Raw genomic sequence first — 14593 nt, forward strand, 5'->3', positions numbered from 1 at the left:
GGCGCTCACCCAGGGGCTTTTTGCAACAGTGCGTAAAAAAATCCGTCGTGCTCACTCGCTGCATTGTCCGGGACAGCTCGGTGATTGGTGTCATTGCCTGGGAGTAAATGCCCCGGCGAGGGCAACAACCGGGCATCGGTGTGGTGCGCAAGAAACGTTTGTACCTGCGCATCGCCTTCTGCGCGGAACACCGAACAGGTGCAATACAGCAGCCGCCCGCCCGGCCGCACCAACGGCCACAATGCCCTAAGCAGGCGCGCTTGCTGGACCGCCAGCTGCGCAATGTCGGTTTCGCGGCGCAACCAGCGCACATCGGGGTGGCGGCGAACGATGCCCGAGGCGGTGCAGGGTGCATCCAGCAAGATCGCATCAAACGGCACACCTGCACAGTGCTGCTGCCACCAGTCTTGCGGCCGCGCTGCATCAGCCACTAGCACTTGCGCGTGCAGACCGATTCGATGCAGGGTTTCATGAATGCGGGCGCTGCGCACCGAGTCCACCTCCAGTGCGGTCACCTGCATGGCGCTGGACGGGCCCGCGTATTCCAGCAGGTGTGCCGTCTTGCCTCCTGGTGCGGCGCAGGCATCCAGCACCCGCAAGGGCTGCGTGAGATCCAGCCCCTGCAGCAACAGTGGCGCGGCCAGTTGCGCCGCAGCATCCTGCACCGAAACCATCCCCTGGGCGAATCCCGGCAGCTCGGTCACCGGCAGGGGCTGCTGCAGGATCAAGCCGTGCTCACCCACCGAAGATGAATCAACATTCATAGCAGCTAGCGCTTGCTGGTATTGGGCTACAGTGCCTTTTGATGCATTAACACGCAAAATCATGGGTGCATGGGCATTGTTGGCCTGCAGGATTTGTTCCCAGTGCGTCGGGTGGTCCTTTTGCAACTTTTTTACCCACCACAGCGGGTGATTCCAGCGCGCCACGGGGTCGGCATCCGTTGCAGCAACCAAGGCATCGCGCTCTCGCAGAAAACGGCGCAGGCACGCATTGACGAACGACGCCTGGGCGCGCGTGGCAACGCCGCGTTTGGCAGCCTCTACCGCCTGGTTGACCAGGGTGAAGGGCTCGTATGGCGCCACTTCGGGTTGCCACGACAGCGCCAGCGCTGCGCACAACAGGGCATCGGCGGCGGGTGGCGGTGCACGGGACACCAGCTTGCGCCGAAGCGCCTCTGCACGCCCCAGTGAGCGCAACACCTGAAACAGCAGCGCCTGCACTCCGGGCCGCAAGCCCGAATCCACGGCGGCCAATGCCGCCGTGCCCGATTGCCCGGCCCGGATGGCCTGCAGCGCCGACGCGACACCCGCTAGTTGCTGCCAAAGCGCAATCCCCACCGCTGGGCGGGGGTCTGCTCCCAACTCTGCATGTGAAGAAGCGCGGATACCGGGTGCTCCCGCAGGGGCCCCATGGCGAGGCTGTTGATGTGAACCGGCTCGTGTCATGAATTGCCTTCTCGTGCGATGGACAGCACACGCGCTGGGGTGAAACCAAAAATCCAGGCCAGCAGCATCGCAGGAAACTGTGCGATCCCGGCGTTGTAGTGGGTCACCGCATCATTGAAGATCCGTGCGGCCTGTTCGTTATGGGTGCGCAACTCGTCCCACCGCGCGCGCCAGGGCGCCATCCTGCGGTGGTTGTCATCCGCATCTGTGTCCGGCAGGAGTGTCGGCCACACCGTGTCGACGACAGCACACGCGGCCGACAGTGCCGCCACCGCATCCGCCTTTAACGGGCGAGCCCGCGCCACCGCCAGGCAAGCCGTCAATTGCGTGGTCGCACCTTGCAGAAGGCTGCGCGCATGGCGATCCAGGGTACCGGCGGTAACTTGCGCAGCGTCAAATTCGCCCAGCATGGCCAGCCATCGAACCAGGTGGGCATCCAGACTTCCGAATGCCTGAACCACGGCGGAGCGCAACCGCACCAGGCGGTTGTAGGCGCCTACGGCCCAGAAAAGAGCGATGGCAATGACGATCCAGATGAGCGGCGATGACCACATGCGCTAACACCGACACCGCATGCGCCATGCGGCCCGGTCCGTGAGGATTCCAGAAAAAACGCTCCCGGCCTGTCGGGCGACAGGGCGGGAGCGCATCAGTGACGGCCCGGGGGCTTAGTCGGCAGCCGCGTCAGGAGCAGCACCTTCCGTCACGGAGGCTTCGGCAGAGGCCTCCATTTCAGCGGCTTCCGCTTCGGCAATGGCGCGGCGCTCGGCGTCGTCCATGGCGTCCTTGGCCTTGCGGGCCTGGTGATAGGCCATGCCCGTGCCTGCCGGAATCAGGCGACCCACGATCACGTTTTCCTTCAGGCCACGCAGCTCGTCGCGCTTGCCCATGATGGCAGCCTCGGTGAGCACGCGGGTCGTTTCCTGGAAGGAAGCGGCCGAGATGAACGAGTCGGTAGACAGCGATGCCTTCGTGATACCCAAAAGCAGATTGCTGTAGGTAGCGGGGATCTTGCCCGCTGCCTGCAGTGCATCGTTGGTGTTGAGGATCTCGGAGCGCTCGACCTGTTCACCACCGATGTAGTTCGACTCACCAACGTTCTCGACCACGACGCGGCGCAGCATCTGGCGAACGATCACCTCGATGTGCTTGTCGTTGATCTTCACGCCCTGCAAGCGGTACACGTCCTGCACTTCATCGACGATGTAGCGTGACAGCTCTTCGATACCCAGCAAACGCAGGATGTCCTGCGGGTCGGCCGGGCCGTCCACAATCGATTCGCCCTTGTTCACCACCTGGCCTTCGTGCACCAGGATGTTCTTTTCCTTGGGCACGAGTTCTTCGAACACATGGCCTTCAGGATCGGTGATCTGCAGGCGAACCTTGCCCTTGGTTTCCTTGCCGAACGACACGGTACCGGTCATCTCTGCCAGCGTGCCCTTGTCCTTGGGCGTACGGGCCTCGAACAGCTCGGCCACGCGGGGCAGACCGCCGGTAATGTCGCGGGTCTTCTGGCCTTCGACCGGAATACGCGCCAGCACTTCGCCGGGGCCCACGTCCTGGCCGTCGCGCACCTGGATCAGAGCGCCCACCTGGAAGCCGATGGTCACCGAGTGGTCGGTGCCGGGGATCTTCACCTCGTTGCCCTGGGCATCGATCAGCTTCACCTGCGGGCGCACCACCTTGGCGGCGCCACGGCGCTTAGGATCAATCACCACCAACGTGGACAGACCGGTCACTTCGTCGACCTGCTTGGCCACCGTCAGGCCTTCTTCGACATTCTCGAATTTCGCGGTGCCCGCGAACTCGGTGATGATGGGTCGCGTCAGCGGATCCCAGTTGGCCAGGATGGTGCCAGCCTTGATGGTCTGGTCGGCCTTCACCGTCAACGTGGCGCCGTAAGGCACCTTGTGGCGCTCACGCTCGCGGCCATGCTCGTCCTGGATGATGATCTCACCCGAACGTGCAATCACCACCAACTCGCCCTTGGTGTTGCTCACATAGCGCATCGTGGCGTTGAAGCCGATCACGCCGTTGGACTTGGCTTCCACGCTCGACGCGATGGCGGCACGCGAAGCGGCACCACCAATGTGGAACGTACGCATGGTCAGCTGGGTGCCGGGTTCGCCGATGGACTGGGCAGCGATCACACCCACGGCTTCGCCGAGGTTGATCAGGCCGCCACGGCCCAGGTCGCGGCCATAGCACTTGGCGCACAGGCCGTAGCGGGTTTCGCAGGTCAGTGCCGTGCGCACCTTCACCTCGTCCACACCGGCGATTTCGAGCCCTTCGATGATGTCTTCGTCGAGCATGACGCCCGCCTGGACCAGCACCGAACGGTTTTCGGGGTGCAACACGTCTTCCGCCGCCGTGCGGCCCAGGATGCGGTCGCGCAGCGATTCGATCACTTCACCGCCCTCGACAATGGCGCGCATCAGCGAACCGTTGGCCGTGCCGCAATCTTCTTCGGTCACGACCAGATCCTGCGTCACGTCCACCAGACGACGGGTCAGATAACCCGAGTTGGCCGTCTTCAGCGCCGTATCGGCCAGACCCTTACGGGCACCGTGGGTGGAGATAAAGTACTCCAGCACGTTCAGACCTTCGCGGAAGTTCGCGGTAATGGGCGTTTCGATGATCGAGCCGTCTGGCTTGGCCATCAGACCCCGCATACCGGCCACTTGACGGATCTGGGCAGCAGAACCGCGAGCGCCGGAGTCGGCCATCATGTAGATGGAGTTGAAGGACTCCTGAGAGACTTCGTTTCCATGGCGGTCAATGACCTGCTCCTTGGAGAGCCGGGCCATCATCACCTTGGAAACTTCGTCACCGGCCTTGCCCCAGATGTCCACCACCTTGTTGTAGCGCTCACCAGCGGTGACCAGACCGGACACGTATTGCTGCTCGATCTCTTTCACTTCCTTCTCGGAGCGCTCGATGATGCCGGCTTTCTGGGGCGGCACCAGCATGTCGTCGATGGCAATCGAAATACCGGCGCGGGTGGCCAGACGGAAACCGTTTTGCAGCAGCTTGTCGGCGAACACCACCGTTTCCTTCAGACCGCACTTGCGGAAGGACACGTTGATGAGCTTGGAAATCTCCTTCTTCTTGAGCGCCTTGTTCATGTTGGAGAACGGCAGGCCCTTGGGAAGGATCTCCGACAGCAGTGCGCGGCCCACGGTGGTTTCCACCAGCGAGGTCGCGGGTTCGAATTCGCCGGTTTCCTTGTTCTTGCTCCACTCGGTCATACGCACGGTGATCCGGGCAGCCAGTTCGACCTGGCCTGCATCCAGAGCACGCTGCACTTCACCGGTGTCGGCAAACACAAGGCCTTCGCCCTTGCCGTTGATACGGTCGCGGGTGGCGTAGTACAGGCCCAGCACCACGTCCTGCGAGGGAACGATGGAAGGCTCGCCCGACGCGGGGAACAGCACGTTGTTGGAGGCCAGCATCAGCGTGCGGGCTTCCATCTGCGCTTCCACCGACAGCGGCACGTGAACAGCCATCTGGTCACCGTCGAAGTCGGCGTTGAAGGCCGCGCAAACGAGGGGGTGCAGCTGGATGGCCTTGCCTTCGATCAGGATGGGCTCAAAGGCCTGGATGCCCAAACGGTGCAGCGTAGGCGCACGGTTGAGCATCACGGGGTGTTCCTTGATGACCTCTTCCAGGATGTCCCACACCACGGGTGTGCCGGATTCGACTTCCTTCTTGGCGGCCTTGATCGTCGTCGCGATGCCCATGGCTTCGAGGCGCGAGAAGATGAAAGGCTTGAACAGCTCCAGCGCCATCAGCTTGGGCAGACCGCACTGGTGCAGCTTGAGCGTTGGGCCCACGGTAATCACGGAACGGCCGGAGTAGTCCACGCGCTTGCCCAGCAAGTTCTGGCGGAAACGACCCGACTTGCCCTTGATCATGTCGGCCAGGGACTTCAGGGCACGCTTGTTGGCACCCGTCATGGCCTTGCCACGGCGGCCGTTGTCCAACAACGAGTCGACAGCCTCTTGCAGCATCCGCTTTTCGTTGCGGGCGATGATTTCAGGGGCCTTCAGCTCCAGCAGGCGGCGCAGACGCGAGTTGCGGTTGATGACGCGGCGGTACAAGTCGTTCAGGTCAGAGGTCGCGAAGCGGCCGCCATCCAGCGGCACCAGCGGACGCAGGTCCGGTGGCAGCACGGGCAGCACTTCGAGCACCATCCACTCGGGCTTGATGCCGGACTTCTTGAATGCCTCGAGCACCTTCAGGCGCTTGGCGTTCTTCTTGACCTTGACTTCAGAGCCGGTCAGGTCGCCGCGCAGGCGTTCGATCGACATGTCGATGTCGATGGATTCCAGCAGGTCCTTGATACCTTCAGCGCCCATCTTGGCGATGAACTCGTCGCCGTATTCCTTGCGCTTGGCGTCGTAGTCGTCCTCGCTCATGATGCTGAACTTCTTCAGCGGGGTCATGCCGGGGTCGGTCACCACGTAGGCTTCAAAGTACAGCACGCGTTCGATGTCGCGCAGCGTCATGTCGAGCACCAGGCCCAGACGCGAAGGCAGCGACTTCAGGAACCAGATGTGAGCGCAAGGCGCGGCCAGATCGATGTGGCCCATGCGCTCGCGGCGCACCTTGGTCTGCGTGACTTCAACGCCGCACTTCTCGCAGATCACGCCGCGGTGCTTCAGGCGCTTGTACTTGCCGCACAGGCATTCGTAGTCCTTGATGGGACCAAAAATCTTGGCGCAGAACAGACCGTCGCGTTCGGGCTTGAACGTGCGGTAGTTGATGGTTTCAGGCTTCTTCACTTCACCGAAGGACCACGAACGGATCTTCTCGGGCGAGGCCATGCCGATGCGGATGGCATCAAAGTGCTCATCCGGCGTAAATTGCTTGAACAGGTCGAGTAGCGATTTCATGTGACTCTTTCCTTTTCGTCAAAAATCATAGCTGCCAGCGCTTGATACATGGTGCTTTGCATGCAAAAACACATGCAAAGCCTCTATCAATCAGCGCCAGCAGCTCACTTTTTTAATAATCCCGATCCTGTTCAGGAGCGTTCGAGTTCGATGTCCAGGCCCAGGGAACGAATTTCCTTGACCAGCACATTGAACGATTCCGGCATGCCGGCTTCGATGGCGTGTTCGCCCTTGACGATGGATTCGTACACCTTGGTACGGCCCACCACGTCGTCGGACTTCACGGTCAGCATTTCCTGCAGCACGTAGGCGGCGCCGTAAGCTTCCAGCGCCCACACTTCCATTTCACCGAAACGCTGGCCGCCGAACTGGGCCTTGCCGCCCAGCGGTTGCTGCGTGACGAGCGAGTAAGGACCGGTGGAGCGCGCGTGCATCTTGTCGTCCACCAGGTGGTGCAGCTTCAGGTAGTGCATGTAGCCAATGGTGGTCGGGCGCTCAAAGCGCTCGCCCGTGCGGCCGTCAAACAGGTAAGCCTGCGTGCGGGTGGGCGTGAGGCCCTTGCGCTCGGCGATATCGTCCGGGTAGGCGATCTTGAGCATGTCCTTGATTTCTTCTTCCGAAGCACCATCGAACACGGGCGTCGCATAGGGCACACCGTTGGTCAGGTTGGCCGCCATGGCCATCACGTCGTCATCGCTGAGCAGCGAGAGGTCTTCCGTGCGGCCGCGCGAGTTGTACACCTCTTCGAGGAACTTGCGCACTTCAGCGGCCTTGGCCTGCTCCTGCAGCATGTTGCCGATGCGCTGGCCAATGCCCTTGCCGGCCCAGCCCAGGTGAACTTCCAGCACCTGACCAATGTTCATCCGCGATGGCACGCCCAGCGGGTTCAGAACGATGTCGGCAGGGGTGCCGTCGGCCATGTAAGGCATGTCTTCGACGGGAACGATCTTGGACACCACACCCTTGTTACCGTGGCGGCCTGCCATCTTGTCACCAGGCTGCAGGCGGCGCTTGACGGCCAGGTACACCTTGACCATCTTGAGCACGCCAGCGGGTAGCTCATCACCTTGCGTGAGCTTCTTGCGCTTTTCTTCAAAAGCCAAGTCGAAGCTGTGGCGCGTCTGCTCCAGCGAATTCTTGATGGATTCGAGCTGCGTGGCAACTTCGTCTTCTGCAGGGCGAATGTCGAACCAGTGGAACTTCTCGACCGAGGCCAGATAGGCCTTGTCGATCTTCGTACCCTTGGCCAGCTTCTGCGGGCCGCCGTTGGCAACACGGCCATTCAGCAGCTTTTCGATACGATCAAAGGCGTCGGCCTCCACGATACGCAGCTGGTCATTCAGGTCAAGGCGGAAGCGCTTGAGCTCATCGTCGATGATCTGCTGGGCGCGCTTGTCGCGCTGAATGCCTTCGCGGGTAAACACCTGCACGTCGATCACGGTGCCTTGCGAGCCCTGGTCCACGCGCAGCGAGGTGTCCTTCACGTCGGAGGCCTTCTCGCCGAAGATCGCGCGCAGCAGCTTCTCTTCAGGCGTGAGCGTGGTCTCGCCCTTGGGCGTGACCTTGCCCACCAGCGTATCGCCGGGCTGCACTTCGGCACCCACGTAGATGATGCCGGACTCGTCCAAACGGTTCAGTTGCTGTTCGCTCAGGTTCGGGATATCGCGCGTGATTTCTTCGGCGCCCAGCTTGGTGTCGCGCGCCATGACCACCAGCTCCTCGATGTGGATCGAGGTGTAGCGGTCTTCGGAGACCACGCGTTCGGAGATCAGGATCGAATCTTCAAAGTTGTAGCCGTTCCAGGGCATGAACGCGATCAGCATGTTCTGGCCAATGGCGATTTCGCCAAAGTCCGTCGATGCGCCGTCGGCAATCACGTCGCCCTTGACCAGCTTGTCGCCCTTCTTGACGATGGGACGCTGGTGAATGTTGGTGTTCTGGTTGGAACGCTGGTACTTGATGAGGTTGTATATGTCCACACCGACTTCACCCGCCAGTGCTTCTGCGTCATTGACACGAACCACGATACGCGTCGCATCGACGTAATCCACGATGCCGCCACGGGTTGCGGTGACCACAGTGCCAGAATCGACAGCAGCCACGCGCTCGATGCCCGTGCCAACCAGCGGCTTTTCAGGGCGCAGCACAGGTACAGCCTGGCGGGACATGTTGGCGCCCATCAGTGCGCGGTTTGCATCGTCGTGCTCCAGGAACGGAACCAGCGAGGCAGCAACCGACACGATCTGCGCAGGCGACACGTCCATGTATTGCACGCGGTCGGCACCACACAAAATGGATTCACCCTTTTCGCGAGCAGACACCAGCTCACCCGTCAGACGGCCGTCCTTGTCGAGCACGGCATTGGCCTGCGCGATCACGTACTTGCCTTCTTCGATGGCCGAGAGGTAATCGATGTCGTTGGTGACCTTGCCATCCACCACGCGGCGATACGGGGTTTCAATGAAACCGTATTCGTTCAGACGCGCATACAGTGCCAGCGAGTTGATCAGACCAATGTTTGGACCTTCTGGCGTTTCGATAGGGCACACGCGTCCGTAGTGGGTCACGTGCACGTCACGCACTTCAAAGCCTGCACGTTCCCGCGTCAGACCACCTGGGCCCAGGGCAGACACGCGGCGCTTGTGCGTGATTTCAGCCAACGGGTTGGTCTGGTCCATGAACTGCGACAGCTGCGAGGCACCGAAGAACTCCTTCAGTGCGGCCGAGATGGGCTTGCTGTTGATCAGATCGTGAGGCATGAGCGGCTCTTGCTCTGCCTGGCCCAGACGTTCTTTCACAGCCTTTTCAATACGAGCCAAACCGGTGCGGTACTGGTTTTCGGCCAGTTCACCCACGCAACGCACGCGGCGGTTGCCCAGGTGATCAATGTCATCGACTTCGCCATTGCCATTGCGCAGATCCACCAGGATCTTGACCACGGCCAGGATGTCCTCGTTGGACAGCACCATGGGACCGGTGGACTCGCCGCGACCGATCTTGGCGTTGAACTTCATGCGGCCCACGCGCGACAGGTCGTAAGTGTCGGGGTTGTAGAACAGGCGCTGGAACAGGGCCTGTACAGCGTCTTCCGTAGGCGGCTCGCCAGGACGCATCATGCGGTAGATGGCCACGCGGGCAGCGAATTCGTCCACCGTCTCGTCGATGCGCAGGGTCTGCGACATGTACGCACCCTGATCTAGTTCATTGGTGTAGATGCATTGGACATCCTGTACACCCGAGCTGCGCAGCTTTTTGAGCAGTGCTTCGGTCAACTCTTCATTCGCCTTGGCAATGATTTCGCCAGTGTCCGCATCCACGATGTTGCGGGCCACGACGCGGCCGATCAGGAAGTCTTCCGGCACGCTGATGTGCGTGGTGCCCGACTGCTCGAGTTCGCGCGTGTGGCGTGCGGTGACACGCTTGTCCTTGGCCACGACCACTTTGCCGGATTTGTCGGTAATGTCAAAACGGGCCACTTCGCCACGCAGACGCTCGGACACAAACTCCATTTGTGCGCCGCTGTCCATCAGGCGGAAGTTGTCGTTGACGAAGAAGTTCGCCAGGATCGATTCGGGGTTCAGGCCGATGGCCTTCAGCAGGATGGTGACCGGCATCTTGCGACGACGGTCAACCCGGAAATACAAGATGTCCTTGGGATCGAACTCGAAATCGAGCCACGATCCGCGGTACGGAATGATGCGCGCCGAAAACAGCAACTTGCCCGAACTGTGGGTCTTGCCCTTGTCGTGCTCGAAGAACACACCGGGCGAACGGTGCAGCTGCGAGACGATCACGCGCTCGGTGCCATTGATGATGAACGAGCCTTTTTCGGTCATGAGCGGCACTTCGCCCATGTACACCTCTTGCTCCTTCACTTCCTTGACCACCTTGGACTGCGAGGTTGAGGACTCGCGGTCATAAATGATCAACTGAACCTTGGCCCGGACAGCGGACGCAAAAGTCAGACCGCGTGTCTGGCATTCACGCACATCGAATGCGGGTTTGGCAAGGTTGTACTCGATGAACTTCATCTCCACAAAACCGTTGTGGGAGACGATAGGAAAGGCAGCGTCGAATGCAGCCTGAAGGCCTTCGATGGTTCTTTTCTGGGGTGCTTTATCAGCCTGCAGGAAAGCGGTGTATGCGTCCTTCTGCATCTGCAGCAGATAAGGAACTTCGAGCACGCTATCGCGGGTGCCGAAACTTTTGCGAATTCGCTTGCGTTCGGTGTAGGAATAGGCCATGAGATCTCCGGGCAAAGACATGAGTCCTGGGTCTTCGACGACTGACCCGCAAGGAGATACGTCCTTACGGGCTTGGCGGTTGGCCACTACCAACCATGGCGGACGGTGATGCGTTGCACATCACCCGAACCAAGGCGTCTTCTGCTGTCGGGGTTGTCAGAAGACACTCGAAAATCTGCTGCTCGTTTTCCGTCGACCTTGTGTCTTCGGGAAACCGTTCAATCTGGTTTTCGGGTGCACTCTGAAAGCACCAAAGGCTGGAGGCCCGATAGGAGCACTCCAGCCCTTGAAGGAGACTGAATTACTTCAGTTCAGCCTTGGCGCCAGCTTCCACCAGCTTCTTGACTGCTGCTTCGGCATCAGCCTTGGCAATAGCTTCCTTGACGTTCTTCGGAGCGCCATCCACCAAGTCCTTGGCTTCCTTGAGGCCCAGGCCGGTGATTTCGCGAACTGCCTTGATGACGGACACCTTGTTGGCGCCAGCTTCGAGCAGCACAACGTTGAATTCGGTCTGCTCTTCGGCAGCAGCAGCAGCGCCGCCGCCACCAGCAGCAGGAGCGGCCATAGCGGCAGCGCTCACACCAAACTTCTCTTCAATGGCTTTTACCAGCTCATTGAGTTCCAGAACCGTCATGCTGTCCAGCGCGGTCAAAAATGCGTCTTTGTCGAATGCCATTTTGATTTCCTAACAAATTTGTTGGTTAACTGTCGGGCGCTTAAGCCGCGACAGGTTCGGCTGCCTGCTCGGCAGCGCCTTCGCTTTTCTTTGCCGCCAGCGCGCCCAGCACAACGGCCGTACGCGACATGGGGGACATGAGCAAGCCACACACCTGTGCCAGCAACACTTCCTTGGAAGGAATGTTGGCCAGTTGTTTGACGCCATTAACGTCCAAAGCCTTACCCCCGAAAGCGCCTGCGCGAATCACCAACTTGTCGTTGGTTTTTGCGAAGTCGGCCACCACCTTGGCAGCGGCCACTGCGTCTTCAGAGAAGCCATAGATCAACGGACCAGTCATCTGGTCAGCCACCACGTCAAACCCGGTTCCAGCTACAGCACGGCGAGCCAAAGTGTTCTTCAAAACACTCAAGCTGACACCTTTGCTGCGAGCATCGGCACGCAGTTTGGTCATGTCGGCGACCGTGATGCCACGGTATTCCGAGATCACAAGCGTTTGAGCTTTAGCGGCGAGGCTGGTCACTTCACTGATGACCGCTTCTTTCTCACTGCGATTAAGACTCAAGGTCTACTCCTTAAAATGCGCACTCGGCAGAATGCCTCGTGCGCGCTCTTGTTGCAGCGACCAACTGTTTAGGAAAATTTCCATCTGCAGCGGGATCGCCATCTGCGTTGGCGCCTTGTCTGGCTTTAAGCGCGACAACGTCGCGCACCAACGGTCTTGGATGGCCTGCGGCTCCCGAAGCAGCCCCAGCCCACCACATCAGGCCCACCCGAGGGCCGGCCCGAAGATTTTTTGCGATTACGCTGCGATGGTCTGTGTATCCACGCGGACGCCAAGTCCCATCGTGGAGGACACTGCCACCTTGCGCAGGTACACGCCCTTGCTGGTTGCGGGCTTGGCCTTGGACAGCGCGTCGATCAGAGCTGCCAGATTGCCTTGCAGTTTGTCGTTGTCGAACGAACGGCGACCGATCGTGCTGTGCACGATACCAGCCTTGTCAACACGGAATTGCACCTGACCAGCCTTGGCGTTCTTCACAGCCGTGGCGACGTCAGGGGTCACAGTTCCGACCTTGGGGTTTGGCATCAGGCCACGTGGACCCAGAATCTGACCCAAGGTACCCACAACGCGCATAGCGTCCGGAGCAGCAATCACCACATCGAAAGGCATGTCGCCAGCCTTCACCATGGCGGCCAGGTCGTCCATGCCTACGATGTCAGCACCAGCGGCCTTGGCTTCATCAGCCTTGGCACCTTGCGCAAACACCGCCACGCGGGTGGTCTTGCCAGTGCCGTTGGGCAGCACCACGGCGCCACGCACAACCTGGTCGGACTTCTTGGCGTCGATACCCAACTGCACTGCCACATCAATAGACTCGTCGAACTTGGCGGTCGCCGCATCCTTGACGATCACGATGGCTTCAGCGAATGCGTACAGCTTGGTGCTGTCCACTTTACCCTGCTGGGCTTTTTGTTTTTTTGTCAGCTTGGCCATTTACAAACCCTCCACCGTCACGCCCATGGAGCGTGCAGAGCCAGCCAATGTGCGGACAGCAGCGTCCACATTGGCGGCATTCATGTCTTTGAACTTGGTCTTGGCGATTTCCTCGAGCTGTGCGCGAGTGATCTTGCCGACCTTGGTGCTCAGGGCGTTTGGTGAACCTTTTTCCAGCTTGATGGCCTTCTTGATCAAAACCGTCGCAGGCGGCGTCTTGATGATGAAGGTGAAGCTCTTGTCAGCAAAGGCCGTAATGACCACCGGCAGCGGCAGGCCGGGCTCGACACCTTGGGTCTGCGCATTGAATGCCTTGCAGAACTCCATGATGTTGAGGCCGCGCTGACCGAGCGCAGGGCCAATGGGTGGGGATGGATTGGCCTTACCAGCTGGTACTTGCAGCTTGATAAAACCGACGATTTTTTTCGCCATGGTTTTCTCCTTGCGGGTAATAACGCCGAACTTGCTGACGCAAGAATAGGCTCCCCGGGGCTAACGACTCACAAATTGCATTCACACCGAGTCGAAAAGTGTGATGCCCAAAAATTCAACAAATCAGGTTTTTTCGACCTGCGAAAACTCTAACTCCACCGGCGTGGAGCGACCGAAAATCATCACGGAAACGCGCACTCGGCTCTTCTCGTAATTCACCTCTTCCACCGATCCATTGAAATCCGTGAAAGGGCCCTCCTTGACCCGAACCAACTCACCCGCCATGAACTCGACCTTGTGCCGGGGCTTGTCAGTGCCTTCCTGCATCTGGCTGACGATTTTCTGCACCTCTTCTTCAGAGATGGGAGCGGGGCGATTCTTCGCGCCACCGACAAATCCAGTGACCTTGTTGGTGTGCTTGACCAAGTGCCAAGTGTCATCATCCATGACCATCTCGACGAACACATAACCAGGGAAAAGCCGACGCTCCGTTGTTTTGCGCTGGCCGTTCTTCATCTCGACCACCTCTTCGGTGGGCACCAAAATGCGACCAAACTTATCCTGCATTCCGGAGCGGGCAATGCGCTCGAGGATGTTGCGCTCAACTGCTTTTTCCATACCAGAATAAGCGTGGACAATGTACCAGCGCAAATCAGGATTGGAGGATGCAGCCCCACCAGGGGCATCTGCCCCAGCCAACTCCACAACGCTTGTCATGATTTTCTCCAGCCCAGAATCAGGTCGTAAAACACCCACTCAAGGGTCTTGTCGGTCAACCACAAGAACAGCGCCATGATCACGACAAATGCAAACACATAAGCCGTCATCTGAACGGTTTCTTTGCGCGTAGGCCACACCACCTTTTTGACTTCACGCCAAGCATCACGAGCGAAGGCGACAAACTGCCGCCCTGATTCAGAAACCAGAAATACGGCCGCAGCAACAACGAGGCCCACCAGCAACGCAGCCCATTGCACGATCGGACCTTGCTTGCCCAGCAAATAAAAGCCCGCCACGGAAGCAATGACCAAAGCCACGGCCGCAGCGAGCTTGGCCTTGTCCGCCCCGGTATTGACGGTTTCAACTTGTGTAGTGGCCATGTGTAAAATTCCTGCTTCGATTTCTGGCGTCGCCTAAGACGCCGAAGCCCGCCAATTCATGGCGGGCTTTTTTGACCACATTCAAGTGGCAGGGGCAGTAGGAATCGAACCTACAACCTTCGGTTTTGGAGACCGACGCTCTGCCAATTGAGCTATACCCCTATGAACACGCTTTAAGCAATGATCTTGGCCACGACGCCAGCGCCCACGGTGCGGCCGCCTTCACGGATGGCGAAACGCAGGCCTTCTTCCATGGCGATGGGGTTGATCAGCTTCACAGTGATCGACACGTTGTCGCCA

General features: G+C 59.7%; 10 protein-coding genes, 1 tRNA gene and 1 pseudogene. All 12 read right to left on the minus strand.

Features of this window, described 5'->3' with window-relative positions; translation table 11 throughout:
- Positions 1-5: 5 nt before the first annotated feature.
- Positions 6-1448: a 16S rRNA (cytosine(967)-C(5))-methyltransferase RsmB gene (gene rsmB, locus DTW89_RS06755; protein WP_114655382.1), complete on the minus strand. Its 1443-nt coding sequence runs from the start codon at positions 1446-1448 to the stop codon at positions 6-8.
- Complete coding sequence (locus DTW89_RS06760) at positions 1445-2002, minus strand: LemA family protein (protein WP_114655383.1); 558 nt, start codon at positions 2000-2002, stop codon at positions 1445-1447. Before DTW89_RS06760 ends, rsmB begins: the two co-directional genes overlap by 4 nt.
- A 114-nt stretch (positions 2003-2116) precedes the next feature.
- Positions 2117-6343, minus strand: a complete 4227-nt coding sequence (rpoC, locus tag DTW89_RS06765; RefSeq protein WP_114655384.1) for a DNA-directed RNA polymerase subunit beta' — start codon at positions 6341-6343, stop codon at positions 2117-2119.
- Positions 6344-6474: 131 nt separating this feature from the next.
- Complete coding sequence (rpoB, locus tag DTW89_RS06770) at positions 6475-10587, minus strand: DNA-directed RNA polymerase subunit beta (protein WP_114655385.1); 4113 nt, start codon at positions 10585-10587, stop codon at positions 6475-6477.
- A 301-nt stretch (positions 10588-10888) separates the two neighbouring features.
- The gene (gene rplL, locus DTW89_RS06775) at positions 10889-11263 is read right to left on the minus strand and encodes a 50S ribosomal protein L7/L12 (RefSeq protein WP_024813810.1); all 375 of its coding nucleotides are present in this window, start codon (positions 11261-11263) and stop codon (positions 10889-10891) included.
- A 40-nt stretch (positions 11264-11303) separates the two neighbouring features.
- On the minus strand, positions 11304-11828 hold the full coding sequence (rplJ, locus tag DTW89_RS06780; protein ID WP_114655386.1) for a 50S ribosomal protein L10: 525 nt from the start codon (positions 11826-11828) through the stop codon (positions 11304-11306).
- A 237-nt stretch (positions 11829-12065) separates the two neighbouring features.
- A complete protein-coding gene (rplA, locus tag DTW89_RS06785; RefSeq protein WP_024813808.1) occupies positions 12066-12761 on the minus strand; it encodes a 50S ribosomal protein L1 in 696 nt (231 codons plus the stop codon).
- Entirely contained in the window at positions 12762-13193 is a 432-nt protein-coding gene (gene rplK / locus DTW89_RS06790; RefSeq protein WP_024813807.1) for a 50S ribosomal protein L11, read from the minus strand.
- 123 nt (positions 13194-13316) lie between these two features.
- Entirely contained in the window at positions 13317-13910 is a 594-nt protein-coding gene (gene nusG / locus DTW89_RS06795; protein WP_024813806.1) for a transcription termination/antitermination protein NusG, read from the minus strand.
- Positions 13907-14293: a preprotein translocase subunit SecE gene (secE, locus tag DTW89_RS06800; RefSeq protein WP_111867197.1), complete on the minus strand. Its 387-nt coding sequence runs from the start codon at positions 14291-14293 to the stop codon at positions 13907-13909. Before secE ends, nusG begins: the two co-directional genes overlap by 4 nt.
- 86 nt (positions 14294-14379) lie before the next feature.
- Positions 14380-14455 (minus strand) — tRNA-Trp (locus tag DTW89_RS06805).
- A gap of 11 nt (positions 14456-14466) precedes the next feature.
- Positions 14467-14593: pseudogene (locus tag DTW89_RS06810) on the minus strand (hypothetical protein); the annotation flags it as partial.

It is taken from the genome of Acidovorax sp. BoFeN1, assembly GCF_003345135.1.
GTDB classification, from domain to species: Bacteria; Pseudomonadota; Gammaproteobacteria; order Burkholderiales; family Burkholderiaceae_C; genus Acidovorax; species Acidovorax defluvii.

Excerpts from the sequence above, each read along its gene's own strand:
- rsmB (WP_114655382.1), bottom strand. The coding sequence starts at position 1,448 with ATGACACGAGCCGGTTCACATCAACAGCCTCGCCATGGGGCCCCTGCG.
- DTW89_RS06760 (WP_114655383.1), bottom strand. The coding sequence starts at position 2,002 with ATGTGGTCATCGCCGCTCATCTGGATCGTCATTGCCATCGCTCTTTTC.
- rpoC (WP_114655384.1), bottom strand. The coding sequence starts at position 6,343 with ATGAAATCGCTACTCGACCTGTTCAAGCAATTTACGCCGGATGAGCAC.
- rpoB (WP_114655385.1), bottom strand. The coding sequence starts at position 10,587 with ATGGCCTATTCCTACACCGAACGCAAGCGAATTCGCAAAAGTTTCGGC.
- rplL (WP_024813810.1), bottom strand. The coding sequence starts at position 11,263 with ATGGCATTCGACAAAGACGCATTTTTGACCGCGCTGGACAGCATGACG.
- rplA (WP_024813808.1), bottom strand. The coding sequence starts at position 12,761 with ATGGCCAAGCTGACAAAAAAACAAAAAGCCCAGCAGGGTAAAGTGGAC.
- rplK (WP_024813807.1), bottom strand. The coding sequence starts at position 13,193 with ATGGCGAAAAAAATCGTCGGTTTTATCAAGCTGCAAGTACCAGCTGGT.
- nusG (WP_024813806.1), bottom strand. The coding sequence starts at position 13,910 with ATGACAAGCGTTGTGGAGTTGGCTGGGGCAGATGCCCCTGGTGGGGCT.
- secE (WP_111867197.1), bottom strand. The coding sequence starts at position 14,293 with ATGGCCACTACACAAGTTGAAACCGTCAATACCGGGGCGGACAAGGCC.